Origin of the sequence: Pseudomonas sp. LTGT-11-2Z (genome assembly GCF_003691445.1) — a bacterium.
Classification (GTDB): Bacteria; Pseudomonadota; Gammaproteobacteria; order Pseudomonadales; family Pseudomonadaceae; genus Aquipseudomonas; species Aquipseudomonas monteilii.
In genome coordinates this window covers 830,372-854,886 of sequence record NZ_CP033104.1, presented here as the reverse complement: position 1 = coordinate 854,886, position 24,515 = coordinate 830,372, and the positions used below count along the sequence as shown (strand labels likewise).

Sequence of the window (24,515 nt, the reverse complement as noted above, 5' to 3'; positions counted from 1 at the left end):
TATGTCCGGCTGCACCCCTGTTTTTGCCTTGTCCCTGCGTGGGACCATCGCCGCCCTGTGCGGCTCGCTGCTCGCGCCCGTGGCCCTGGCCGCCGACCCTGGCCATGAGGGCCATGTGCACGAAGCCCCCGAGCTGAGCCCGACGGTGATCACCGCCGTGGCCCCGAGTTCGCCGCTGACCGTGGTCACCAACCCGAAAGACCCGCGCCAGCCCGTACCGGCCAGCGACGGCGCCGACTACCTGAAGACCATCCCCGGCTTCTCGGCAATACGTGCCGGTGGCACCAACGGCGACCCGGTACTGCGCGGCATGTTCGGCTCGCGCCTGAACATCCTCACCAACGGTGGCCTGATGCTGGGCGCCTGCCCCAACCGCATGGACGCGCCCACGTCCTACATCTCGCCGGAAACCTACGACCGCCTCACCGTGATCAAAGGCCCGCAAAGCGTGATCTGGGGCCCGGGCGGCTCGGCAGGCACCATCCTTTTCGAACGCGAACCAGAGAAATTCGGCACCCTCGGCAGCCGGGTGAACGCCAGCCTGCTGGCCGGCTCCAACGGCCGCTTCGACAAGGTGCTGGATGCCGCCGCCGGCAACAGGCAGGCCTATGCCCGCTTCGTCGGTAACCAGTCTCGCTCGGACGACTACCACGACGGCAACAACGACACCGTGCCGTCGCGCTGGGAAAAATGGAACGGCGATGTCGCCCTCGGCTGGACGCCCGACCAGGACACCCTGCTGGAACTGACTGCCGGCAAGGGCGATGGCGAGGCCCGCTATGCCGGGCGTGGTATGGACGGCTCGCAGTTCAAGCGCGAAAGCCTGGGCCTGCGCTTTGAAAAGTCCAACCTCGGCGAGGTGCTCGACAAGGTCGAGGCGCAGGTCTACTACAACTACGCCGACCATGTGATGGACAACTACAGCCTGCGCACCCCATCGGGCAGCGGCATGATGGGCATGCCGATGGTCAGCAACGTCGACCGCCGCACCATGGGCGCACGCATCAAGGCCACCTGGCGCTGGGCCGACGTGCAACTGATCGGCGGCATCGACGCGCAGACCAACGAACACCGCAAGCGCGGTGGCATGGGCGTGGACGCGCACAAGGGCCAGGCCTGGACCAAGGACGCCGACTTCCACAACTACGGCGCTTTCAGCGAACTGACCTGGTACGTCAGCGGTGAAGACCGGCTGATTACCGGTGCCCGGCTGGACCGCGCCTCGGCCCGTGACTTGCGCAAAGGCAGCGCCACCGAAGGCGACACTCGCGCCGACACCTTGCCCAGCGGCTTCGTCCGTTATGAGCACGACCTGGCAGCCATCCCGGCCACCACCTACATCGGCCTCGGCCACGCCCAGCGCTTCCCCGACTATTGGGAGCTGTTCTCGCCCAAGCTGGCACCACCGGGGGCGGCCAACGCCTTTGACGGTATCAAGCCGGAGAAAACCACCCAGCTCGACTTCGGCATCCAGTACCGCACCGAGCGCCTAGAAGCCTGGGCTTCGGGCTATGTCGGGCAGATCCGCGACTACATCCTGTTCGACTACCGCACCGGCATGATGGGCATGAGCACCTCCCAGGCACAGAACATCGACGCCCGCATCATGGGCGGCGAACTGGGCGCGGCCTACCAGCTGACCGAAAACTGGAAGGCCGACGGCACGCTGGCCTACGCTTGGGGCAAGAACAGCAGTGATGGCAAAGCGCTACCGCAAATGCCACCCCTGGAGAGCCGCCTGGGCCTGACCTACAGCCGTGATGTGTGGAGCGTCGGCGCACTGTGGCGGTTGGTGGCGGCGCAAAACCGCATTGCCGAGAACCAGGGCAACGTGGTCGGCAAGGACTACGACAAGAGCGCCGGCTTCGGCGTGTTCTCGCTCAATGGCGCCTACAAGGTGAACAACAACCTCAAGCTCAGCGCGGGGGTCGACAACCTGTTCGACAAAACCTACGCCGAGCACTTGAACCTGGCCGGGAACGCCGGGTTCGGCTACCCGGCTACAGATCCACAGCCGGTCAATGAGCCAGGCAGGACCTTCTGGACCAAGGTCGATTTCAGCTTCTGACAACAACAACGGGCGCAACTTCGGTTGCGCCCATCAGCTGGTCACACAGGAGGTTCCCATGAAAGGAACACGCATCAATTTCTATAACCTGGCCTGGCGTTGGCATTTCTATGCGGGGCTGTTCGTGGCCCCGTTCATGATCCTGCTGGCGATCACCGGGATCATCTACCTGTTCAAGCCGCAGCTCGACCCGCTGCTGTACCGCGACCTGATGGTGGTCGAAGCCGGCCACCACCGACAGGGCGCCGATGCAATGCTGGCCGAAGTGCGCCAGGCCTACCCCAAGGCTCACGTCGGCCAGTACCTGCCGCCGCTGAACGCGGAGCGCAGTGCGCAGTTCGTGGTGCATGACGGCGGGCGTGAACTGAATGTGTTTGTCGACCCGTACAGCGGCAAGGTCCTCGGCGAGCAGGACGGCAAGCAAAACCTGCAAGCCATCGCCCGCGCCCTGCATGGCGAACTGATGGTCGGCACGGTTGGTGACCGCCTGGTGGAGCTGGCGGCCGGCTGGGGCATCGTGCTGGTGGTGTCGGGCCTGTATTTGTGGTGGCCGCGCGGACGCAACGGTGCCGGCGTGCTATGGCCACGGCTGTCGTCACGCGGCAGGCTGTTGTGGCGCGACCTGCATGCGGTAACCGGCTTCTGGGGCTCGGCCTTGCTGTTGCTGATGCTGGTCAGCGGCATGACCTGGACCGGCTTGTGGGGCAAGCAGTACGCCGATGTGTGGAACCGCTTCCCGGCGGCCATGTGGAACGACGTGCCCAAGTCGGACCAGCAGGCGGGTGAATTGAACAGTGCGCACCGCCAGACCGTGCCCTGGGCGATGGAGAACACGCCGATGCCGCAGTCCGGCGCGCACGCCGAACACGCCGGGCACCACATGATGTCGGACATGCCCGCAGCCCCCCAGGTGAGCGTGCAGCAGGTCGAAGACATCGCTACTGCCCGCCAGGTCGAGCCGGGTTACAGCATCACCCTGCCGACCACGGCAGACGGCGTGTTCACCATTGCCGTGTTTGCCGACGACCCGCGCAACGACGCCACCCTGCATGTCGACCAATATACCGGCAAGGTCTTGGCTGATGTGCGCTGGCAGGACTACAGCCCGGTCGCCCGCGCCACCGAGCTGGGGGTAATGCTGCACGAAGGCAAGATGTTCGGCGCCCTCAACCAGATCATCATCCTGCTGGTGTGCCTGATGATCCTGCTGGGCTCGATGAGCGGGCTGGTGATGTGGTGGAAGCGCCGGCCAACGGGTGGGCTGGGCGTACCGCCGCTGCGCCATGACCTGCCGCGGTGGAAGACGGCGGTGGGGGTGATGCTGGTGCTGGGGGTGATGTTCCCGCTGGTGGGGGTGTCGATGGTGGTGATGTGGGTGGTGGATAGCCTGGTGGTACGCCGTCGTCGGGTGCTGGCCAGCGCCTGAGTTTTAGCCTGCGCCGGTTTACCCGCGAAGAGGCCGGCACAGGCAGAACACTGCTACCCAAATGTAGAGTCGATCTGTCGCGCCCCGAACTGGAACGCGCGTGTTAGCCTAACCGGCTACCTCAGACAAGAAGACCGACCTTACAAGGGAATGCAGCCTATGACGCAAACCTCATCCACACCACCCGAAGAGCAACACCTGCAACGCAACCTGACCAACCGCCACATCCAGCTGATCGCCATCGGTGGCGCCATCGGTACAGGCCTGTTCATGGGCTCGGGCAAAACCATCAGCCTGGCCGGGCCATCGATCATCTTCGTCTACATGATCATCGGCTTCATGCTGTTCTTCGTCATGCGTGCCATGGGCGAACTGCTGCTGTCGAACCTCAACTACAAGTCGTTCATCGACTTCTCGGCCGACCTGCTCGGCCCCTGGGCAGGTTACTTCACCGGCTGGACCTACTGGTTCTGCTGGGTGGTCACTGGTATTGCCGACGTGGTGGCCATCGCGGCCTATACGCAGTTCTGGTTCCCGGACCTTCCACAGTGGATACCCGCGCTGACCTGTGTAGGGCTGCTGCTGTCGCTGAACCTGGTCACCGTGAAGATGTTCGGCGAGATGGAATTCTGGTTCGCGCTGATCAAGATCGTCGCCATTCTCGGCCTGGTCGCCACCGGGCTGTACATGGTCATCACCGGCTTCACTTCGCCCAGCGGGCGCACGGCGCAACTGGCCAACCTGTGGAATGACGGCGGCATGTTCCCTAATGGCCTGATGGGCTTCTTCGCCGGTTTCCAGATTGCCGTGTTCGCGTTCGTCGGTATCGAACTGGTGGGCACCACCGCAGCCGAAGCGAAGAACCCGGAGCGCACCCTGCCGCGGGCTATCAACTCGATCCCGGTACGGATCATCGTTTTCTATGTGCTGGCGCTGATTGCAATCATGGCCGTGACCCCGTGGCGCGACGTGGTGCCGGGCAAGAGCCCGTTCGTGGAACTGTTCGTACTGGCCGGCCTGCCGGCGGCAGCCAGCATCATCAACTTCGTGGTACTGACCTCGGCGGCCTCTTCGGCCAACAGTGGCGTGTTCTCCACCAGCCGCATGCTCTATGGCCTGAGCCAGGAAGGTGACGCACCCAAGGCGTTCGAAAAACTGTCGAGCCGCTCGGTGCCAGCCAACGGCCTGTACTTCTCCTGCACCTGCCTGTTGCTGGGTGCGGTGCTGATCTACCTGGTACCGAACGTGGTCGAGGCGTTCACCCTGGTGACCACCGTTTCGGCGGTGCTGTTCATGTTCGTGTGGACGCTGATCCTGCTGTCGTACCTGAAGTACCGCAAGCATCGTGCAGCGCTGCACCAGGCGTCGAAGTACAAGATGCCGGGCGGGCGCTTCATGTGCTACGTGTGCCTGGTGTTCTTTGCTTTCATCCTGGTGTTGCTGAGCCTGGAGGCAGATACGCGTTCGGCGCTGCTGGTGACGCCGATCTGGTTCGTGCTGCTGGCAGTGACTTATCAGGGTGTGCGCAGCAGACGTCATCCACGCTCGGCAGTGCGTAACGGCTGATAGCCCTGGGGCTGCTTTGCAGCCCCAATCCTGTGCACACAAATATCCCAGGCACCAATCTGGATCCAACCAACGCCCCAACACCTCGCACAACCCCTCTATTACGCACCTTCCGCCACTAGGCACACCCCTTGCAACCCCCTCCCCGCTTGCCCAACACATAAAAACTCAGCGGAGAGAGCACATGAAGCGTCGCAGTCTGATCAAGGCCTTTACCCTCAGCGCATCGATTGCGGCGATGGGCCTGAGCTGGAGTATCCAGGCCGCCGAGACCATCAAGGTCGGCATCCTGCATTCGCTGTCCGGGACCATGGCCATTTCCGAGACCTCGCTCAAGGACATGGCGCTGATGACCATCGACGAGATCAACGCCAAGGGTGGTGTGAACGGCAAGATGCTGGAGCCGGTAGTGGTCGACCCGGCTTCCAACTGGCCGCTGTTCGCCGAAAAGAGCCGCCAGCTGCTGACTCAGGACAAGGTGGCGGTGGTGTTCGGCTGCTGGACGTCGGTGTCGCGCAAGTCGGTGTTGCCTGTGTTCGAGGAGCTCAACGGCCTGCTGTTCTACCCGGTGCAGTACGAGGGCGAAGAAATGTCGCCGAACGTGTTCTACACCGGCGCCGCGCCCAACCAGCAAGCGATCCCGGCCGTGGAATACCTGATGAGCGAAGACGGCGGCAGTGCCAAGCGCTTCTTCCTGCTGGGCACCGACTACGTCTACCCGCGCACCACCAACAAGATCCTGCGCGCCTTCCTGCACAGCAAAGGCGTGGCCGACAAGGACATCGAAGAGGTGTACACGCCGTTCGGCCACGCCGATTACCAGACCATCGTCGCCAACATCAAGAAGTTCTCCGCAGGCGGCAAGACGGCGGTCATCTCAACGGTCAACGGCGACTCCAACGTACCGTTCTACAAGGAACTGGCCAACCAGGGCCTGAAGGCTACCGACGTGCCGGTGGTGGCGTTCTCGGTAGGCGAAGAAGAGCTGCGCGGCATCGACACCAAGCCGCTGGTGGGCCACCTGGCCGCCTGGAACTACTTCGAGTCGGTGGATAACCCGGTGAACCAGAAGTTCGTTGCCGACTGGAAGGCCTACGCCAAGGCCAAGGGCCTGCCGGGCGCCGACAAGGCCGTGACCAACGACCCGATGGAGGCCACCTACGTAGGTATCCACATGTGGGCGCAAGCCGTGGAAAAAGCCAAGTCCACCGATGTGGACAAGGTGCGCGAAGCGCTGGCCGGGCAAACCTTCAAGGCGCCATCGGGCTTCACCCTGACCATGGACAAGACCAACCACCACCTGCACAAGCCGGTGATGATCGGCGAGATTCAGGATGACGGGCAGTTCAGCGTGGTGTGGGAAACCGAACAGCCGCTGCGGGCGCAGCCGTGGAGCCCGTTCATTCCGGGGAATGACAAGCGCCCGGACTATGCAGTGAAAGGTAACTGAGTGCATTGGGGCTGCTTTGCAGCCCTTTCGCGGATAAATCCGCGCCTACAGGTTCAGCGCCGACCGTGTAGGAGCGGATTTATCCGCGATGAATCCACCGCCGATTTCCAGGATTACCCGCATGCTCAGACTCCTGCTCACCCTTCTCCTGCTATTGCCCTTGGCAACCCAGGCCAGCGAGGGCGAATTCTTCCTCACCGCCAAGCCCGCCGAGCAAGCCCAACTGCTCGAAAGCTGGGCGGCGCAACCCGATGCCACTCGCCTGCCGCTGCTCGAAAACCTGCGCCAAGGCCGCATCGCCGCTGACGACACCCGCAAAGTACGCCTGAACAACCGCCTGCGCGGCCTGATTGACAACGCCCTGGCCAGCCACCGGTTGCTCAGCGACAACAGCGATACCCGCCTGGCCGCCGCCCAGCAACTGCAAAAAAGCGCACAACCTGCGCAAATGGCCTTCCTCGACCGGCGCTTCGCCAGCGAACCCGACACCGCCGTGCACGCCGCCCTCGGCCTGGCCTTGGCCAACCTGCAACTGGGCGCCAGCGAGCCGGCAGTACGCCTGGCCGCCGTGCGCCTGCTGGGCGAAACCGGCGACCCGCTGGCCCGCACCCGCCTCGAAGCCCTGCTACAACCCGATGCAGAAAGCGACCCAGGGGTGCGCACCGCTGCCGAAACCAGCCTGGCCCAGGTCAAGCGCAAGCTGCTGGTCGGCGAGCTGCTCGGCCAGGCCTTCAGTGGCCTGTCGCTGGGCTCGATCCTGCTCCTGGCAGCACTCGGCCTGGCCATCACCTTCGGCCTGCTGGGGGTGATCAACATGGCCCACGGCGAAATGCTGATGCTGGGCGCCTACAGCACCTACATGGTCCAGGTGCTGGTGCAGCGCTACGCCCCGGACGCCATCGAGTTTTACCCTCTGATCGCCCTGCCGGTGGCCTTCGCCATCAGCGCCGGGGTCGGCATGGCGCTGGAGCGCACGGTCATCCGTCACCTCTACGGCCGCCCATTGGAAACGCTGCTGGCCACCTGGGGCATCAGCCTGATCCTGATCCAGGCCATCCGCCTGCTGTTCGGGGCGCAGAACGTCGAGGTGAGCAACCCGGCCTGGCTGTCGGGCGGCATCCAGCTGCTGCCCAACCTGGTGCTGCCGTACAACCGCCTGGTCATCATCGGCTTTGCCCTGGCCGTGGTGCTGCTCACCTGGCTGCTGCTCAACCGCACGCGGTTGGGCCTGAACGTGCGCGCCGTCACCCAGAACCGCAACATGGCTGCCTGCTGCGGCGTGTCCACCGGGCGTGTCGACATGCTCGCCTTCGGCCTGGGCTCTGGCATTGCCGGGCTCGGCGGCGTGGCCCTGAGCCAGGTCGGCAACGTCGGCCCGGACCTGGGCCAGAGCTACATCATCGATTCGTTCCTGGTGGTGGTGCTGGGCGGCGTCGGCCAACTGGCCGGCAGCCTCTGGGCCGCCTTCGGCCTTGGCATCGCCAACAAGCTGCTGGAGCCGCAGATCGGTGCCGTGCTTGGCAAGATCCTCATCCTTGCGTTGATCATTCTGTTCATCCAGAAACGCCCGCAAGGCCTGTTCGCCCTCAAGGGACGGGTAATCGACTGATGAACCAGCCACTGCTTGTCACCGCTACGCAAAAGGCCGGGCCGCGCCTGACGCTGGCCATCGGCGCCCTCGTCGTCCTGCTGCTGGTCGCCCTGCCGCTGTTGTCACTGCTGCCGGCGGACCATGCCTTGCAAGTGTCGGCCTACACCCTGACCCTGGTCGGCAAGATCCTCTGCTACGCCATCGTCGCCCTGGCCCTGGACCTGGTCTGGGGCTACGCCGGCTTGCTGTCGCTGGGCCACGGCCTGTTCTTCGCCCTGGGCGGCTACGCCATGGGCATGTACCTGATGCGCCAGGCGGCCGGTGACGGCCTGCCGGGGTTCATGACCTTTCTGTCGTGGACCGAGCTGCCGTGGTACTGGGCCGGCACCCAGCATTTCGCCTGGGCTCTGTGCCTGGTGGTGCTGGCGCCGGGGCTGCTGGCACTGGTGTTCGGCTGGTTTGCCTTCCGTTCGCGAATCAAGGGCGTGTACTTCTCGATCATGACCCAGGCCCTGACGTTCGCCGGCATGCTGTTGTTCTTCCGCAACGAAACCGGCTTTGGTGGCAACAACGGCTTCACCAACTTCCGCACCATTCTCGGTTTCGACATTACCGCGCAAGGCACCCGGGCAGTGCTGTTCCTGCTTACCGTCGGTTTGCTGCTGACCAGCCTGTACCTGTGCTGGCGCCTGACCCGTAGCAAATTCGGCCGCCTGCTCACCGCCGTGCGCGATGCCGAAAACCGCCTCATGTTCTGTGGCTACGACCCGCGTGGTTTCAAGCTGCTGGTGTGGGTGCTGAGCGCTGTGCTGTGCGGCCTGGCGGGTGCGCTGTACGTGCCACAGGTGGGCATCATCAACCCCAGCGAGATGTCGCCGACCAACTCCATCGAAGCCGCCGTGTGGGTGGCCCTGGGCGGGCGTGGCACGCTGATCGGCCCGTTGCTCGGTGCCGGCCTGGTCAATGGCATGAAAAGCTGGTTCACCGTGGCCTTCCCGGAGTTCTGGCTGTTCTTCCTTGGCGCACTGTTCATCCTTGTCACCCTGTACCTGCCCAAGGGCGTGGTCGGCCTGTTGAAGAAAAGGAGCCAGTCATGAGAGGCGTGCCCCCGGTCCACCCGGAATTCATGCTGGAACCTGTGTTCGACAACCTGGGCGCCGGCCGTGATGCCATCGGCCTGGGCCAGAGCCGCAAGGCCGGCCTGGATACCCGCCACGGCACGGTGCTGAGCCTGGAGGACATCAGCGTCAGCTTCGATGGCTTCAAGGCACTCAACGCGCTGAACCTGTACATCGGCGTGGGCGAACTGCGTTGCATCATCGGCCCCAACGGCGCCGGCAAGACCACGATGATGGACGTGATCACCGGCAAGACCCGCCCCGACACCGGCAGCGCCTATTTTGGCGACACCCTCGACCTGACCCGCATGAGCGAATACCAGATCGCCCAGGCCGGCATTGGCCGCAAGTTCCAGAAGCCCACGGTGTTCGAGGCGCTGACCGTGTTCGAGAACCTGGAGCTGGCGCTGAAGACCGACAAGTCGGTGTGGGCCAGCCTGGCGGCGCGCTTGGGCGGTGAGCAGCGCCAGCGCATCGAAGAGGTGCTGACCACCTTGCGTCTGCTGCCCCTGGCTCAACGTCAGGCTGGCTTGCTGTCCCATGGGCAGAAGCAGTTCCTGGAGATTGGCATGTTGCTGGTGCAAGAGCCGCAATTGCTGCTGCTGGACGAACCGGTGGCCGGCATGACCGATGCCGAGACCGAGTTCACCGCCGAGTTGTTCAAAGGCCTGGCCGGCAAGCACTCGCTGATGGTGGTGGAGCATGACATGGGGTTTGTGGGGAGCATTGCCGACCATGTGACCGTGTTGCACCAGGGCAGTGTGCTGGCAGAAGGTTCGCTGGAGCAGGTGCAGGCGGATGAGCGGGTGGTTGAGGTGTATTTGGGCCGATGATCTATTCCAAGGACATGACATGCTGAAAATCGACACGCTGCACCAATACTACGGCGGCAGCCACATCCTCCGGGGCCTGTCCTTCGAAGCCAAGGTTGGCGAAGTCACCTGCCTGCTGGGCCGCAATGGTGTGGGCAAGACCACGCTGCTGCGCTGCCTGATGGGCCTGGTACCTGCCCGCGATGGCAGCATCGAATGGGAAGGCAAGCCCATCACCAGCCTCAAGCCCCAGCAACGGGTACATGCCGGTATCGCCTATGTACCCCAGGGCCGCGAGATCTTCCCGCGCCTCACCGTCGAGGAAAACCTGCTGATGGGCCTGTCCCGCTTCCCGGCCCGTGAAGCCCGCGAAGTCCCCGCTTTCATCTACGAGCTGTTCCCGGTACTGGAGCAGATGAAGCAACGCCGTGGCGGTGACCTGTCGGGCGGCCAGCAACAACAGCTGGCCATCGGCCGCGCCCTGGCCAGCCGTCCGCGCCTGCTGATCCTCGACGAGCCGACCGAAGGCATCCAGCCTTCGGTCATCAAGGAAATCGGTGCTGTCATCCGCCGGCTGGCCGAGCGTGGTGACATGGCGATTCTGCTGGTGGAGCAGTTCTACGACTTTGCCGAAGAACTGGCCGACCAGTACCTGGTCATGGCTCGCGGTGAGATCGTCCAACGCGGGCGTGGCGAAAACATGCAGGCCGAAGGTGTGCGTGGGCTGGTAACCATTTAATCTGCAAGCAACGACCCTGCGAGACGCTGTCATGAGTTACGAAATACGCGATGCCCTGTCTCCCGACGTGCCAGGCATCCTCGACATCTACAACGACGCTGTGCGTAACACCACGGCGATCTGGAATGAAACACCAGTGGACCTTGCCAACCGCCAGGCCTGGTTCGATGCACGCGCGCAGCAGGGGTATCCGATTCTGGTGGCAGTGGATGAGACGGGTGTACTGGGGTATGCCTCGTTTGGCGACTGGCGGCCGTTCGAAGGTTTTCGCCTGACCGTGGAGCACTCGGTATATGTCCGGGGTGACCAGCGTGGCAAGGGGTTGGGGCCGGTGTTGATGGCGGCGTTGGTCGAGCGGGCACGCGGTTGCGGCAAGCATGTGATGGTCGCGGCCATCGAAAGTGGCAATGCGGCGTCGGTGCGCCTGCATGAGCGGTTGGGGTTTGTGGTGACCGGGCAGATGCCGCAGGTGGGGGTGAAGTTTGGCCGGTGGCTGGACTTGACCTTCATGCAGCTGGTGCTGAACCCAGGTGCAGAGCCATCCTGAGATTGATGTTGCCTAAACTGGCCTCTTCGCGGGCACGCCCGCGAAGAGGCCAGTTTAGGCAAACACACTCACATCTGAGTAAACCTGCCCAGCCGCTGGCGCAACATGTTGTTCTCACTGCGCAATTGCTGCACCTCCTGCAGCAACTCCAGCGCCAGCGCTACCCCTTCCCATTCCAGTTCCAGCTCCTGGTGCAGCTTGGCCGCACGCCGGGTCAGCAGCGGCGCCTGATCGTCGAACAACCAGTCCTCAGGCGTTCGCCCGGAGGGTTCGACAATGCCGTGCTCGACGATTTCGATCACGCAGTCCGCCGTGACATCGGCTTCCTGACACAGGGTACGCATGTCCAGTTGAACGATCAGGGTGCTGCTCATGATCACTTACTCCATTGTGCCCTCGGGTTGAACGCGGCCTTTTCGGAAAGCTTGGCCCACAGTTCACGGGTAGATTCGTCAGAAGTCGTCGGCATGACCACCTTGAGCTGCGCGTAAAGGTTGCCGCGCTCGCCCTGCTTGTTCGCCAGGCCTTTGCCCGGTACGCGCAGGCGCTGGCCGCTCTGGCTGTCGGGGCGGATGGTCAGGTTGATCTTGCCGTCCAGGGTCGGCACCGCCACCTTGGTGCCCAGGGCCGCCTCCCACGGTGCCAGTGGCACAGTGATGATCAGGTCATGGCCTTCGACATCGAACAGCGGGTGCGGTGCCATGCGGATGGTCAGGAACAGGTCGCCATTGGCCCCGCCACCGCTGCCCGGTGCGCCCTGGCCTTTAAGGCGGATACGCTCGCCGTCGGTCACCCCGGCCGGGATCTTCACGTTCAGCGTCTTGGTGGTGAAACCGGTGCGCTGGCCCATGGCATTGGTTTGCGGCACCTGGAAGGCGATCTGCTTGGACTCCTTGCTCAGGGTCTCTTCAAGGAATACCGCCAGTTCAAGCTCCACGTCCTGCCCTCGCCTGCCGGCACTGCGTTGTTGCTGACGGGCGCCACCGAAAGGGTTGCCACCCCCTCGCCCACCGAAGATCGAGCTGAAGAAGTCGGAGAAGTCGCCGCCCTCGAAGCCGCCGCCACCGCCACGGCTTTCCCAGCCCGGTGGTGCCTGGAACGGCCGGCCATGCTGGCCGCCGTACTTGCGGATTTCGTCGAACTCGGCACGTTTCTGCGCGTCGCCCAGGACTTCGTAGGCCTCGTTGGCCTCTTTGAATTTGTCCTCGGCGTCGCGCTCCTTGCTGACATCGGGGTGATACTTGCGGGCCAGCTTGCGGTACGCGGCCTTGATCGCCTTGTCGTCCGCCGTGGGCTCTACGCCGAGTATCTTGTAATAGTCTTTGAAGTCCATTTATGGATCACCAATGTAAATGTGCGTGTTGCCACTGAAGATAGGGGTCAAGCATAGCCTTTCAAGGCCGCTTTGGGTTTGCCCTATGGCAGACGACTGGTCTTGATTCTGTAGCCAACTGGCATACACTGCGCGGCCGTTTTGCCTCCGGAAGCTCATTCCCTATGTCTGACGTATCCCCGGCCCGCGCCCTGGGCATCGACTTTGGCACCTCCAACTCCACGGTCGGCTGGCACCGCCCTGGCGTGGAATCGCTGATCGCCCTGGAAGACGGCAAGATCACCTTGCCTTCGGTGGTGTTCTTCAACATCGAGGAACGTCGCCCGGTTTATGGCCGCCTGGCACTGCACGAGTACCTGGAAGGCTACGAAGGCCGCCTGATGCGCTCGCTGAAGAGCCTGCTGGGCTCCAAGCTGATCAAACACGACACCAGCGTGCTGGGCAGCGCCCTGCCGTTCAAGGACCTGCTGGGCATGTTCATCGGCGAGCTGAAAAAGCGCGCCGAGGCTGCCGCGGGTCGCGAGTTCGACCAGGTGGTGCTGGGCCGCCCGGTGTTCTTCGTCGACGAAGACCCGGCTGCCGACCAGGAAGCCGAAGACACCCTGGCCGATGTCGCGCGCAAGATCGGTTTCAAGGATGTGTCGTTCCAGTACGAGCCGATTGCCGCAGCCTTCGACTATGAGTCGAGCATCAGCCGCGAAGAACTGGTGCTGATCGTCGACATCGGCGGTGGTACGTCCGACTTCACCCTGATCCGCCTGTCGCCCGAGCGCCACTTGGTCGCCGAACGCCAGAGTGACATCCTCGCCACCGGCGGTGTGCACATTGGCGGTACCGACTTCGACAAGCAGTTGAGCCTGCAGGGCGTGATGCCGCTGTTCGGCTACGGCAGCCGCATGAAGAGCGGCGCGCTGATGCCCACCAGCTATCACCTCAACCTGGCCACCTGGCACACCATCAACGCCCTGTATTCACAGAAGTCGCAACTGGCGTTGGGCAGCATGCGCTACGACATCGAAGACAGCTTCGGCATCGACCGCCTGTTCAAGCTGATCGAACAGCGCGCCGGGCACTGGTTGGCGATGGAGGTCGAGGCCAGCAAAATCGAGCTGACCCACAGTGAAAGCCGCCACATCGACCTGCGCCGTGTCGAGCCTGAGCTGACGGCAGAGCTGACTCGCGTGCTGTTCGAAGAAGCGATCGAAGGGCTGCTGGAGCGAGTGCGGGGTAGCGTGACCGAATTGCTGGCCAAGGCTGGCGTGAGCGAAGGCCAGGTGGACACGGTGTTCTTCACTGGCGGTTCCAGCGGTATTCCGGCGCTGCGTAACAGCGTTGCGGCGATGCTGCCGAATGCGCGGCATGTGGAAGGCAATATCTTTGGCAGCATTGGTAGCGGGCTGGCCATCGAGGCGCGCAAGCGGTACGGGGCGGCCTGAAGCATCTTGGGGCTGCTTTGCAGCCCCGGCAATCTGTCAGACCAGTTCAGCCCGCTTGAGCTCACTCTTCAGATAGGCATAGTAAATCGGCCCCGCCACCACACCAGGCAGCCCGAACGCCGCTTCGAACACCAGCATCGCCAGCAGCAACTCCCACGCCTTGGCACTGATCTGCCCCCCCACGATCCGCGCGTTGAGGAAGTACTCGACCTTGTGGATGACAATCAGGTAGCCCAGCGCTGCCGCCGCCACCCAGATCGACAGCGACAAGCCGACAATGGTGATCAGGGTGTTGGACATCAAGTTGCCGATTACCGGCAGCAAGCCCAGCAGGAAGGTCAGCACGATCAGCGTCTTGGTCAGTGGCAGGTGCACGCCGAACAGCGGCATCACCACCGCCAGGAAGATGCCGGTGAAAAACGTGTTGAGCAGCGAGATCTTGATCTGCGCGAAGACGATGTTGCGAAACGCCTTCACCAGTAGATTGAGGCGCTCGAACAGCGCCGCGGCCAGGGGCTTGCGCCGGGAAACATCGGGAATGCGCTGCAAAGCGATGATGGCACCCAGGATCATGCCGATCAGCAGTGTCACGAACATGTGCGCCATGCCCTTGCCCACCAGTTGCAGATCGCTCAGGTGGCTCTTGATCCAGTCACCGATGGCCACCTTGAACTCGGCGGCGCTGGCGGGCAGGTAGCCCTCGATGAACGGCGGCAGTTGGCCACGGGCGCGCTCGACCAACGCCATGAACTTGTCCAGCGAGGCGCCGGGGTTTTCCGCCTCGTGCAGCAGGAAGCTGAAGGCACCGGCAATCAGCAGCGTCAGGGTACTGACCACCAGCGTACCGAGCAGCGCCACGGCCAGCCAGCGGGCGCGTTGGCCGGCCAGCAGCGGTTGCAGACGCGGGGTAAGCATGTTGACCAGTTCGAACACCAGCAGGCCGGCAAGCAGGCTGGGCAGCAACTTCAGGGGCAAGGCCAGCAGCAGCCCGGCCATGACGATGATCAGGCTGGCCAGGGTGATCTGACGGGGGGTAAAGGTCATACAGCCTCGACGGCAGACAGCGGGAATGCCCGCAGTCTGCCAGCCTTGCGCCTGCAGGCATAGGCGCAGGTCATTTCTTCTTCAGGCACTCGCTCATGAAGGCTTTGCGTTCGTCACCCTTCAGGGCCTTGGTGGTGGCGTCGGCGTTGCAGGTTTTCATCTTCTCTTGCTGGGTTTGCGGCACGTCCTTTTTCAGGCAAGTGCTCATGAAGGCTTTGCGCTCATCGCCCTTGAGGGCCTTGGCGGTGGCGTCGGCGTTGCAGGTTTTCATCTTTTCCTGCTGCGCGGTGTTGGCCGCGAAGCCTTGGGCGCTGAACAGCACGGCCAGCACCAGTAATGGAATGTGCAGCACTTTCATGGAGTGGTCTCCTTCGCTCCGCGCCCGATGCACGGGGGTCGAGCTGAGTGTAGCCAAGAGATGCCTGACTTGAGTTTTTCGGTGGTGCATAGATCGAGCGCCGCCCGTGCGGCGCATCGCGAGCTGCGCTCGCTCCTACGTTTGTTTCGGGCCAGTAACGCCTGTGCCAGGCGCGCGCGACCGCCTACTTCGTGCAACGCGATATTCAGCCATGCGCCAAAGCGTACGCACGCACATCCCACAGGCATAATTGGCCCGAAACAAACGTAGGAGCGAGCGCAGCTCGCGATGCGCCGCGCGGGCGGCGCTCGATCTGACAGGCGCCGCTGTTATCAAAGGCGAACGCCTCCAAAATCTGCTTTTCCGAGTACCTGTTCCATGAACTACCTGTTCCCCCTCACCGCCATCCTCATCTGGGCCGGCAACACCGTGGTCACCAAGATGTCCGCCGGTGCCATCCACCCCGCCGAAATCGGCTTCTACCGCTGGCTGCTGGCCGCCCTGCTGTTCACTCCGTTCCTGCTGCCCGCCGTGTGGCGCAACCGCGCAGCGATCCGCCCGTACCTGGGCAAGGTGTTCGTGTTGGGCGTGCTGGGCATGGCGCTGTACCAGAGCCTGGCCTACTTCGCCGCCGGCATTACCAGCGCCACCAACATGGGCATCATCCTCTCGCTGATGCCGCTGATGTCACTGGCACTTTCCATCGCCTGGCTGGGCCAGCGCCTGAGCTACGGTGCCCTGCTGGGCGCAGTGGTGTCGTTCTTTGGCGTACTGGAAGTGGTCAGCACCGGCCATCCCGCCAGCCTGCTGGCGCACGGCCTGAACAGTGGCGACCTGCTGATGCTGGTGGCCACCCTGGCTTACGCGCTGTACAGCTTCCTGCTGAAGAAATGGCAGCTGCGCCTGCCGCCTCTGCAGTTGCTGTACCTTCAGGTGCTGGTGGCCATCGTCGTGCTGCTGCCGTTGTTCCTGCTGTCGGACAAGACCGGCCTGAACAGCCACAACATCGGCCTGGTGCTGTACGCCTGCGTGCTGGCCTCGATGATCGCGCCGCTGGTGTGGATGCAAGCTGTGCATCGTCTGGGGCCAAGTCGCACCACGCTGTTCTTCAACCTGCTGCCGGTTGTCACCGCAGTGATCGCCGCCGTGGTGCTCGACGAGCAACTGGCCCGCTATCACCTGGTCGGCGGCTTGCTGACCTTGGCCGGGGTGGTGCTGGCCGAGCGCTGGACCACGCCCATTCGCCGCTAAAGCCCTTCAGCCTTGAGCCGGGCGGCATGTTCAGTGAACAGCCGCACCGGCTCTGCACCTTTGCCCACGGCGCCGAGCGACTGGTTGACGATATCCAGATGGTCCAACGGGTAGTCGTCACCAATCACCTGACCCAGGTGCGAACTGAAACGCCCGACCATGCCGTCACATTGGCCCTTTTCCTTGACGAAGCTGCGCGCGAACAGGCGGCAGAAGCGGTTGCTGCCGTCAAAGCGGTTGCGCCCCTGGTCGGTCAGGCCGGGCTGCAAGGTGCCGGACCACGAGTAATAGCGCACGCCATCGACTTCATACGCCCCTTCCCCGCCCCAGGTCTGCGGCAGGCCCTGTGGGTAAGCCTGGTTGAACAGCCCCACCCCGGCGCGGGTCAGCGACTGGTGCGAGGCGTGCACATCCACCGGCAGCGGGTCGCGGCGCCAGCCGGTTTCCAGCCACACCAGCAACACGGCAAAACCATGCAATACGGCCTTGAGAATACGGCCCTGGGGGGAATCGCCCGGTGCCGTGCGCTCCAGGTGGTCAGCCAGCTCGGAGCCATGGTTGGGGCCAGCCACCGAGGTGACCGAAGCCACGCGATCCGGCCGCTTGGCCGCAGCGTAGCGCGCACTCAGGGCACCCTGGCTATGGCCGATCAGGTTGACCTTGGCGGCGCCGGTGCGCTGGCAAATGTCTTCGATGATCGCCAGCAACTGCTCGCCACGCACCTCGCTTGAGTGCAGCGGCGAAACCTGCACCGGAAACACCCGTGCCCCGCCCTTGCGCAGGGCCGGCACGATGCCGAACCAATACGGATAGAGCACCAACCGGACAAACCCGAGCATGCCCGGCACCAGCACCAACGGGTATCGCGTGGCCAATTCCTGCTGCATTGCCCCAGCCCCTTTCCGTGGACGACCGGCCAACACTACAGCGGCCATCATGACCATCGCAATCGAACTCCTGGCGCGCGCTGTGGTTCCAAACCACACAGACCCTTTGCAAGGAGCGGGACCATGTACAAGCAGACCCTGGCAATCCTTCTGGCAAGCGCCACCCTGGCCGCCTGCGGCAGCCGCCCGGAAAACCCGGTGGACTACGTCACCTACCGCGACGAACCACTGGTCAAGCAAGTGGAACACGGCATGACCATGCAGAAGGTCATCGCCATCGGCGGCAGCCCGTCGAACGTGATCGACCTGCCGCACGGGGGCACCTGCAACGACTACATCCTCAACCGCGACGGCAAACAGCAGCCCTACTACGTGCGCTTCGACGCCACCGGCCATGTCGACGCCAAGGGCTTCAAAACCTGCAAACAACGCCAAGAGGACAGCGACGCCTTGCATGGCGCCTGAGTCCCACCCTGATCTACCGTCCTGACCCGTCTGGAGATAACCATGAGCAACGTTGAACTGACCGATGTGCAAACCCTGCGCGAGCGTGCCCGCCAGCATGTCGAGCAAGGCGCGGTGACCGAGGGCTACAACGCCGACCGCACGGAGATCCTGCGCCTGCTGAACGAGTCACTGGCCACCGAACTGGTCTGCGTGCTGCGCTACAAGCGCCACTACTTCATGGCCAGCGGCATCAAGGCCAGTGTGGCGGCCAGCGAGTTTCTGGAGCATGCCAACCAGGAAGCCGAGCATGCCGACAAACTGGCGGAGCGCATCGTGCAACTGGGCGGGGAGCCGGATTTCAACCCGGATAACCTGAGCAAGAATTCCCATGCCCAATATGTGGCGGGTAATTCATTGAAAGAGATGGTGCTGGAGGATCTGGTGGCGGAGCGGATTGCCATTGATAGCTACCGCGAGATCATTCAGTACATCGGCGATAAAGACCCGACTACGCGGCGCATCTTCGAGGACATCCTGGCGCAGGAAGAAGAGCACGCGGACGACATGTCCGATCTGCTACAAGGGCTGTAATCGCAAGGGGCTGCTCTGCAGCCCATCGCCGGCTTGCCGGCGCTTGGGCCGCAACGCGGCCCCCTATCATTTCTTGCCTTTCACCGCAGCCGGCGCCTTGCCCGCCTTCATCTGCTGCAACAGCGGCGTGCACTGGTTGGGATCATCCCCACTGCTGGGCGCAATCAGCGCCAGCAACCCCGCCGCCGGCCCGGCCACGACACCGAGCGCCACCATTCCCGCACCGCGCAGCGCCAGCGGCAACGCCTGCACCCCGGCACTGGGCTTGGCAAACGGCCCGCGCACATACAGCGGCGAGCGCAGCGAGAACAGCCGCAGCCCTTTCGATTCCGGCGTGATCTTCAAGTCCAACTGCTCGCTGGCGAAATTGGCCGTGCCGTTGATGTAGATGATGGCGTTCTCGGTATCGAAGATGAACAGGCGCGTTGTGGCCAGGCCATCCTTGATCCCCACATCTGCCGCCGCGCAATTGATCTTCACATCCTCGTCACCAAACAGTTTGCCGACCACGTAGTTGCCCACGTTCAAACCGGCAATCTCCATCAAGCTACGACTGATGGCGCCATCGTTGATCAGCATGCGCAGGTCACCATTGGCCGTGCCCAGCAAAGCCGCTACCGAGTTGCCACGGCCGCTGATGTCGGCATCACCGTTCAGCTCGCCAAAGCTGGTCTGCATCGGTGCAAAGGAAGGGAACAGTTGCTTGAGCTTGAAACCACGTGCAGTCAGCTGGGCACGCCCCTGCAATGGCACGTTGCGCCCGTCCAGGCGAATCTTCGAGGCCAGGTTGCCGCCCGCCACGCCAAACCGCAGGGGCTCCAGGCGCAGCAGGCCGTCTTCCAGAATCACGTGGGCCGACAAGTCATTGAACGGCAGTTGCGCGCTGTGCACGATGCGCTTGCCGGCAAAGGTGACATCCGCGTCCATGGCGCGCCAACGCTCGGTGCGGAACTCTTCCACCGGCAGCACCTTGCCCGTCGGCTGCTTGCTGGCACCGCCACGGGCCTTCTGTTCGGCGTTGGAGTCGGCGCCGATCAGCGGTGCCAGGTCCTTGAACAGCAACTGGTTCGAAACCAGGTTGCCGGACAACTTGGGCCGTGGCTGGCTGGCGACGAAGGCCAAGTCACCGTGAATATCGCTGTCACCGATCTTGCCATTGAAGCCCTGATAGTTGAATGTCGCCCCTTGCGCCGCGTGCAGGTTGGCGTTGAGGCGGCCGTCAGTGGAGTAGGCCGGGGTGTCTGGCAGAGTCACGCCGGTCAATGGATAGAGGTTACCCAGGCTGGCGCCGGACAAGCGCAGGCGCAGGTCGAGGGCGCCGAGGTTGCGTGGATCGGTCAGGGTGCCGGCGAGCACCACATGGGTATCGGCAATCCGCACGTCGGCCTGCAGCGGGAACGGCTGGCTGGCGTCCTGTAATGCCAACAGGCCGCCGATTTTGCCGGTGCCGGACACCGGCTGGCCCTTGTAGCGGCCCTGGGCCTTGAGCCCGAAGGCGTAGTCCTGGGCACCACCGGCTTTTTCGGCGCTGGCCTTGCCGACGATGTCGCTGAACGGGATCGGTTTGCCCAGCGGGTCGATCTGCACCTTCATGTTGGTTTGCAGGGTCTGGTCGTCGAAGCTGACATTACCTTGGTCGAAACCGATGGCGCCGATGTCCAGCTGCCATTTTGAAGGTTCTGCGTTTTCGTCTTTTGGCCCGAGGTCAAAGGTCCAGTTGGCCCGGCCATCGGCCAGGCGGGTGAGGCTGGCCGTCGGTTTGGTCAGGTTGATGCGCGGGATGCTGATCTGCTGGAACAGCAACGGCAGCGGCGCCAGGCGGAACTCGACACGCTCCAGGCCGACCATCTTCGGCTCCTTGAGCCAGTCGGGGTTGCCCAACGTCAGGTCTTCGGCGATGAAGTGCGGCCATGGCACCCAGGCACGCCAGCCACCTTCTTCGGGCTCGGTATGCCACTGCACGGCAAGGTTGCCATTGATCGCAAAAGGCCGCTGCAGGGCCTCGGACACCTTCTCGTTCAGCAGCGGCTTGACGCGGTTCCAATCAAAGGTGGCAATCACAACCACCAGGATCGCCAGCAGTGTCAGCAGGCTGGTGAGGGTCCAGACGAGAATTCTGGCGGGACGCGTCATTGCGGGGTTCTCCTTGCGGCATGGCACAAAACGGGCGCAGCGGTGGCACTTGATATCTGGGACTGATGAAAACCCGCAGGGTTTTATCGATGGCGCCATGATAGCGAAGTTTTTCCTGGCCTTTTGCTCAGCAATTTGTCGCGCCAGGCCCTACCTGTTACCCGCCCGCAGCAGGGGAAACTCGCCGCGCCTATCCCTGCAAGGTACGGAATAGAGCCGTTTCCAACCTCTATCAATGCGGTCGATTGTTACCATTACCCGTATGAACTTCTCTCTGGCGTTACGCGGCGTAGCATTGGCTCCGTACCCACTTTCCAGCCCCCGAGAGGAGCACCGAAATCATGAAACGTCATCTGCTGACCCTGACCCTGTCCATCCTGGCTGCCAACGCGTTTGCCCTGCCAGCCGCCGAACAACACCTGACCGCTGAATCGCGCTCCAGCGCTGCCGAAATCGCCCAACCGCTGAAAACCGTAGCCGAAGGTGGTTCTGACCGCCTGATCGAACGCAGTGGCCGTGTCGCCGAAGGTGGCTCTGATCGCCTGATCGAACGCAGTGGCCGCGTCGCCGAAGGTGGCTCTGATCGCCTGATCGAACGCAGTGGCCGCGTCGCCGAAGGTGGCTCTGATCGCCTGATCGAACGCAGTGGTCGCGTCGCCGAAGGTGGTTCGGATCGCCTGATCGAACGCAGTGGCCGCGTCGCCGAAGGTGGTTCTGATCGCCTGATCGAACGCAGTGGCCGCGTCGCTGAAGGTGGTTCGGATCGCCTGGTTGAACTCAGCCGTGTGAGCTGATCGCCATGGTCGAAAAGAACAACTCATGTCACAACGCTTGCTCCCCTCCAGGCCCGGTCATTGACCGGGCTTTGTTTTTTTAACTAGAGTGCCCAGCCTTACCGTCACAGAAGCCCGCACCATGCTGCCGCGCGCCGAACAGAAGCTACAGACCCGCCAGGCCCTGCTCGATGCCGCCTGCCTGCTGATGGAGAGCGGCCGGGGGTTCGGCAGTATCAGCCTGCGTGAAGTGGCCAAGACGGCAGGCATCGTGCCCACCGGGTTCTACCGGCATTTTTCCGACATGGACGCCTTGGGCCTGGCCCTGGTGGCCGAAATCGACACAACCTTCCGTCAGACCATCCGCCTGGTACGGCAAAACGAATTCGAACTGGGCGGCATCACCGACGCCTCGGTGCGCATCTTCCTCGACGTGGTGGCCGCCCACCGCGCGCAGTTCCTGTTCCTGGCCCGCGAGCAGTACGGAGGTTCACAAGCCGTGCGCCAAGCCATTGCCCGCCTGCGCCAGGACATCAGCGACGACCTGGCCACCGACCTTGCGCGCATGAAACGCTGGCAGCACCTGGACAGCGCCGCGCTGGCGGTGATGGCCGACTTGGTGGTGAAAACGGTGTTTGCCACCCTGCCAGAGCTTATCGACAGCCCGGAAGCGGGTTATCCACAAGCGCTGACACCGCAGGAAAAGATCACCCAGCAATTGCGCTTCATCTTTGTCGGGGCGCGGCATTGGCAAGGGCTAGGCAACCCACAACCCTAGTTCTGCTACCATGGCGCCCTGCCCGACAGCGACGAGCGCCGACATGTCCAACCCCCGCCACACCCTGCCCGAACTGGCCCGTTTCAACCAGCACTTCGCCGAGCGCATCGTACCGCTGTGGCAAGGCCCGGGCTGGAATGCCGACATGGCCCTGCCCTACGAGGCGCTGGACAATCAGCATCAGCCATTGCCAGTGCAGCGCTACCGGGCCATGGCCTGCGCACGCCAGCTGTACCTGTTCAGCAGCCGCATCGGGCAACCGGGCGCAGCCGAGCGCGCAGCCGCCTTGTTCCGCTCGTTGCAAAAGCACTTTCACGACGCCGAGCACGGTGGCTGGTTCTACAGCATCGATGCCCAGGGCAAACCGCTGGACCGCCGCAAGGACCTGTATACCCACGCGTTCATCGTCTTCGCCTGCGCGCACTACTGGGGCAAGGTACGCGAAAACCTGGTCGAGTCCACCTTGAACGCTGCGCTGGACATCATCGACCAGCAGTTCGCCCGTGACGACGGCCTGTACGAAGCCAGCCTGGGCGAAGACTGGGCCGACCTGGGCAGCGGCCCGCTGCAGAACCCGCAGATGCACCTGGCCGAAGCGTTCCTGCAAGTGCTGACGGTGCGTGATGACGGGCATACCCAACAGTCGCTGCTGCAACTGTGCGAGGCACTGCAAACACACTTCATCGAACCGGCCCACGGCCTGATGCTTGAAAAGCCACGCGGGGCTGTGGATAACTGGTTTGAGCCGGGGCACCAGTTCGAGTGGTTCTACCTGCTGCATACCTCACCGCTGCTGCGTGATACGCCGCTGCATGCGTCCATCGACCGGGCATTCGGCTTTGCCGAGCAGTACGGGGTGAAAGATGCGGCAGTGCTGGCGATGCTGGATGTGGAGGGCAAGGTGATCGACGCCACCCAGCGGATCTGGGCGCAGGCGGAGTACCTGCGGGCGCTGGTGCTACGTGAGGCGGGTGAGGCGAAATTGGCTACCCAGATGCAGGCGCTGGAAGCGCGGTTCCTGCGGGAAGCGGGCTGGTATGAATGCCGGGATGGGGAAGGCAATGTCAGCCGGCATGATATGCCTTCGACTACGCCCTACCACTTGGCAACCTGCCTGGAAGGCTTGCAGCGCCTGAGCTGATGCGTTCGCGGGTAAACCCGCTCCCACAGGTATTGCACAAGCCCTGTGGGAGCGGGTTTACCCGCGAATAGGCCATCAAATCTAGCCCTTGACCGTACGGTCGATGGAGAACCCTGCCCAATCCTGGCTCACCGGCATCAGCTCCAGGCTGTTGATGTTGATGTGCGCCGGCTGGTTGAGGATCCAGAAGATGGTCTCGGCAATGTCCTGCGGCTGGATCGGCTCCGCACCGGCATAGGTAGCGTCGTACTTGGCCTGGTCACCGCCGAAGCGCACCAGCGAGAACTCGCTCTCGCACAGGCCCGGCTCGATGTTGCTCACCCGCACGCCAGTCCCGCGCAGGTCGCAGCGCAGGCTCAGCGAGAACTGGCCAACGAAGGCCTTGGTGCCGCCATACACGTTGCTGCCTGGGTACGGGTAGTTGCCCGCCACAGAACCCACGTTGAGGATCGATGCACCACGGCCGTGGGCGATCAGGCGTGGCAGCAGCAGGCGGGTGGTGTACATCAGGCCCTTGATGTTGGTGTCGACCATGGTTTCCCAGTCGTCCAGGCTGCAGTTCTGCGCTGCGTCCACGCCCAGCGCCAGGCCAGCGTTGTTCACCAGGCCGCGCAGCTTGTCGAATCCGGCCGGCAGAGTGGCGATGGCCTGTTCCATGGCCTTGCGGTCACGTACGTCCAGCACCAGGCCATGCACTTCGGTCTTGGCCGACAGTTCCGCGCACAGGGCGTCCAGGCGCTCCTTGCGACGGCCAGTGAGCACCAGTTTCCAGCCGGCCTCGGCAAAGCGGCGGGCGGTGGCCTCGCCGAAACCGGACGTGGCGCCAGTGATGAATACGGTGGACGTCATGCTCTGTTCCTCACGGTAGGTTGTCATGGCAGCTTTGCAGCATGCCCGCGCCGGGCGCTGGCAGCAAGCCAGTCAGGCGGCTGTTCATTTTTTGTTCATCTGCGGCAAACCCTTGCCGCAGAGGGCCCGGCGCCAGCTATGCGCATGTTATCCACAAGGCTTTCCCCACGGATTGGG

23 protein-coding genes are annotated in these 24,515 nt (G+C 63.4%); 16 read left to right on the top strand and 7 right to left on the bottom strand.

Features of this window, described 5'->3' with window-relative positions:
- Window position 1 precedes the first annotated feature (1 nt).
- From D8767_RS03835 to D8767_RS03795, 9 genes are all read left to right on the top strand, one after another.
- Complete coding sequence (locus tag D8767_RS03835) at window positions 2-2,068, top strand: TonB-dependent copper receptor (protein ID WP_016712220.1); 2,067 nt, start codon at window positions 2-4, stop codon at window positions 2,066-2,068.
- A 58-nt stretch (window positions 2,069-2,126) separates the two neighbouring features.
- Window positions 2,127-3,494 carry a PepSY domain-containing protein gene (locus D8767_RS03830; protein WP_016712221.1) on the top strand — a complete coding sequence of 456 codons (1,368 nt, stop codon included), beginning with the start codon at window positions 2,127-2,129 and terminating at the stop codon, window positions 3,492-3,494.
- A 159-nt stretch (window positions 3,495-3,653) separates the two neighbouring features.
- Window positions 3,654-5,060 carry a D-serine/D-alanine/glycine transporter gene (gene cycA / locus D8767_RS03825; RefSeq protein ID WP_016712222.1) on the top strand — a complete coding sequence of 469 codons (1,407 nt, stop codon included), beginning with the start codon at window positions 3,654-3,656 and terminating at the stop codon, window positions 5,058-5,060.
- 184 nt (window positions 5,061-5,244) lie between these two features.
- Window positions 5,245-6,510, top strand: a complete 1,266-nt coding sequence (gene urtA, locus D8767_RS03820; protein ID WP_016712223.1) for an urea ABC transporter substrate-binding protein — start codon at window positions 5,245-5,247, stop codon at window positions 6,508-6,510.
- 88 nt (window positions 6,511-6,598) lie between these two features.
- On the top strand, window positions 6,599-8,119 hold the full coding sequence (gene urtB, locus D8767_RS03815; protein WP_371058969.1) for an urea ABC transporter permease subunit UrtB: 1,521 nt from the start codon (window positions 6,599-6,601) through the stop codon (window positions 8,117-8,119).
- Window positions 8,119-9,198, top strand: coding sequence for an urea ABC transporter permease subunit UrtC (gene urtC / locus D8767_RS03810; protein ID WP_016712225.1), 1,080 nt, complete (start codon window positions 8,119-8,121; stop codon window positions 9,196-9,198). Before urtB ends, urtC begins: the two co-directional genes overlap by 1 nt.
- Window positions 9,195-10,052, top strand: a complete 858-nt coding sequence (gene urtD, locus D8767_RS03805; protein ID WP_016712226.1) for an urea ABC transporter ATP-binding protein UrtD — start codon at window positions 9,195-9,197, stop codon at window positions 10,050-10,052. Before urtC ends, urtD begins: the two co-directional genes overlap by 4 nt.
- Window positions 10,053-10,071: 19 nt before the next feature.
- Window positions 10,072-10,770, top strand: coding sequence for an urea ABC transporter ATP-binding subunit UrtE (gene urtE, locus D8767_RS03800; RefSeq protein ID WP_016712227.1), 699 nt, complete (start codon window positions 10,072-10,074; stop codon window positions 10,768-10,770).
- Window positions 10,771-10,801: 31 nt separating this feature from the next.
- On the top strand, window positions 10,802-11,317 hold the full coding sequence (locus D8767_RS03795) for a GNAT family N-acetyltransferase (RefSeq protein WP_016712228.1): 516 nt from the start codon (window positions 10,802-10,804) through the stop codon (window positions 11,315-11,317).
- Window positions 11,318-11,385: 68 nt separating this feature from the next.
- Here D8767_RS03795 and D8767_RS03790 read toward each other — a convergent pair whose 3' ends face one another.
- Window positions 11,386-11,691 (bottom strand): chaperone modulator CbpM, encoded by a 306-nt coding sequence (locus tag D8767_RS03790; RefSeq protein ID WP_016712229.1) that lies wholly within the window; start codon window positions 11,689-11,691, stop codon window positions 11,386-11,388.
- A 2-nt stretch (window positions 11,692-11,693) separates the two neighbouring features.
- Entirely contained in the window at window positions 11,694-12,650 is a 957-nt protein-coding gene (gene cbpA, locus D8767_RS03785) for a curved DNA-binding protein (protein WP_016712230.1), read from the bottom strand.
- A 164-nt stretch (window positions 12,651-12,814) separates the two neighbouring features.
- Between cbpA and D8767_RS03780 the strand changes: the two genes are divergently transcribed.
- The gene (locus D8767_RS03780; RefSeq protein WP_016712231.1) at window positions 12,815-14,086 is read left to right on the top strand and encodes an Hsp70 family protein; all 1,272 of its coding nucleotides are present in this window, start codon (window positions 12,815-12,817) and stop codon (window positions 14,084-14,086) included.
- Between the two features lie 36 nt (window positions 14,087-14,122).
- Here the strand turns inward: D8767_RS03780 and D8767_RS03775 are convergent, their stop codons facing one another.
- A complete protein-coding gene (locus D8767_RS03775; RefSeq protein WP_016712232.1) occupies window positions 14,123-15,130 on the bottom strand; it encodes an AI-2E family transporter in 1,008 nt (335 codons plus the stop codon).
- Between the two features lie 70 nt (window positions 15,131-15,200).
- Window positions 15,201-15,488 carry a PsiF family protein gene (locus D8767_RS03770; protein ID WP_016712233.1) on the bottom strand — a complete coding sequence of 96 codons (288 nt, stop codon included), beginning with the start codon at window positions 15,486-15,488 and terminating at the stop codon, window positions 15,201-15,203.
- A gap of 378 nt (window positions 15,489-15,866) precedes the next feature.
- On the opposite strand from D8767_RS03770, the gene D8767_RS03765 reads away from it, so the two are divergent.
- Window positions 15,867-16,739, top strand: coding sequence for a DMT family transporter (locus tag D8767_RS03765; RefSeq protein ID WP_016712234.1), 873 nt, complete (start codon window positions 15,867-15,869; stop codon window positions 16,737-16,739).
- On the opposite strand, the gene D8767_RS03760 is transcribed toward D8767_RS03765, so the two are convergent.
- Window positions 16,736-17,626, bottom strand: coding sequence for a triacylglycerol lipase (locus D8767_RS03760; protein WP_029380229.1), 891 nt, complete (start codon window positions 17,624-17,626; stop codon window positions 16,736-16,738). The two genes, D8767_RS03765 and D8767_RS03760, sit on opposite strands and share 4 nt — an antisense overlap.
- A 123-nt stretch (window positions 17,627-17,749) precedes the next feature.
- Here D8767_RS03760 and osmE point away from each other — a divergent pair, with 123 nt between their 5' ends.
- Together osmE and D8767_RS03750 are read left to right on the top strand one after the other, a co-directional pair.
- On the top strand, window positions 17,750-18,091 hold the full coding sequence (osmE, locus tag D8767_RS03755) for an osmotically-inducible lipoprotein OsmE (protein WP_016712236.1): 342 nt from the start codon (window positions 17,750-17,752) through the stop codon (window positions 18,089-18,091).
- A 42-nt stretch (window positions 18,092-18,133) separates the two neighbouring features.
- Window positions 18,134-18,664 carry a bacterioferritin gene (locus tag D8767_RS03750; protein WP_016712237.1) on the top strand — a complete coding sequence of 177 codons (531 nt, stop codon included), beginning with the start codon at window positions 18,134-18,136 and terminating at the stop codon, window positions 18,662-18,664.
- Window positions 18,665-18,730: 66 nt separating this feature from the next.
- Here the strand turns inward: D8767_RS03750 and D8767_RS03745 are convergent, their stop codons facing one another.
- Window positions 18,731-20,797, bottom strand: a complete 2,067-nt coding sequence (locus D8767_RS03745) for an AsmA family protein (protein WP_016712238.1) — start codon at window positions 20,795-20,797, stop codon at window positions 18,731-18,733.
- 341 nt (window positions 20,798-21,138) lie between these two features.
- Here D8767_RS03745 and D8767_RS03740 point away from each other — a divergent pair, with 341 nt between their 5' ends.
- From D8767_RS03740 to D8767_RS03730, 3 genes are all read left to right on the top strand, one after another.
- Window positions 21,139-21,591 carry a hypothetical protein gene (locus D8767_RS03740; protein ID WP_027614722.1) on the top strand — a complete coding sequence of 151 codons (453 nt, stop codon included), beginning with the start codon at window positions 21,139-21,141 and terminating at the stop codon, window positions 21,589-21,591.
- A 121-nt stretch (window positions 21,592-21,712) separates the two neighbouring features.
- Window positions 21,713-22,348, top strand: a complete 636-nt coding sequence (locus tag D8767_RS03735) for a TetR family transcriptional regulator (RefSeq protein WP_016712240.1) — start codon at window positions 21,713-21,715, stop codon at window positions 22,346-22,348.
- 43 nt (window positions 22,349-22,391) lie between these two features.
- Window positions 22,392-23,489: an AGE family epimerase/isomerase gene (locus D8767_RS03730; protein ID WP_016712241.1), complete on the top strand. Its 1,098-nt coding sequence runs from the start codon at window positions 22,392-22,394 to the stop codon at window positions 23,487-23,489.
- 81 nt (window positions 23,490-23,570) lie between these two features.
- On the opposite strand, the gene D8767_RS03725 is transcribed toward D8767_RS03730, so the two are convergent.
- Window positions 23,571-24,338: an SDR family oxidoreductase gene (locus D8767_RS03725; protein WP_016712242.1), complete on the bottom strand. Its 768-nt coding sequence runs from the start codon at window positions 24,336-24,338 to the stop codon at window positions 23,571-23,573.
- Between the last annotated feature and the right edge of the window lie 177 nt (window positions 24,339-24,515).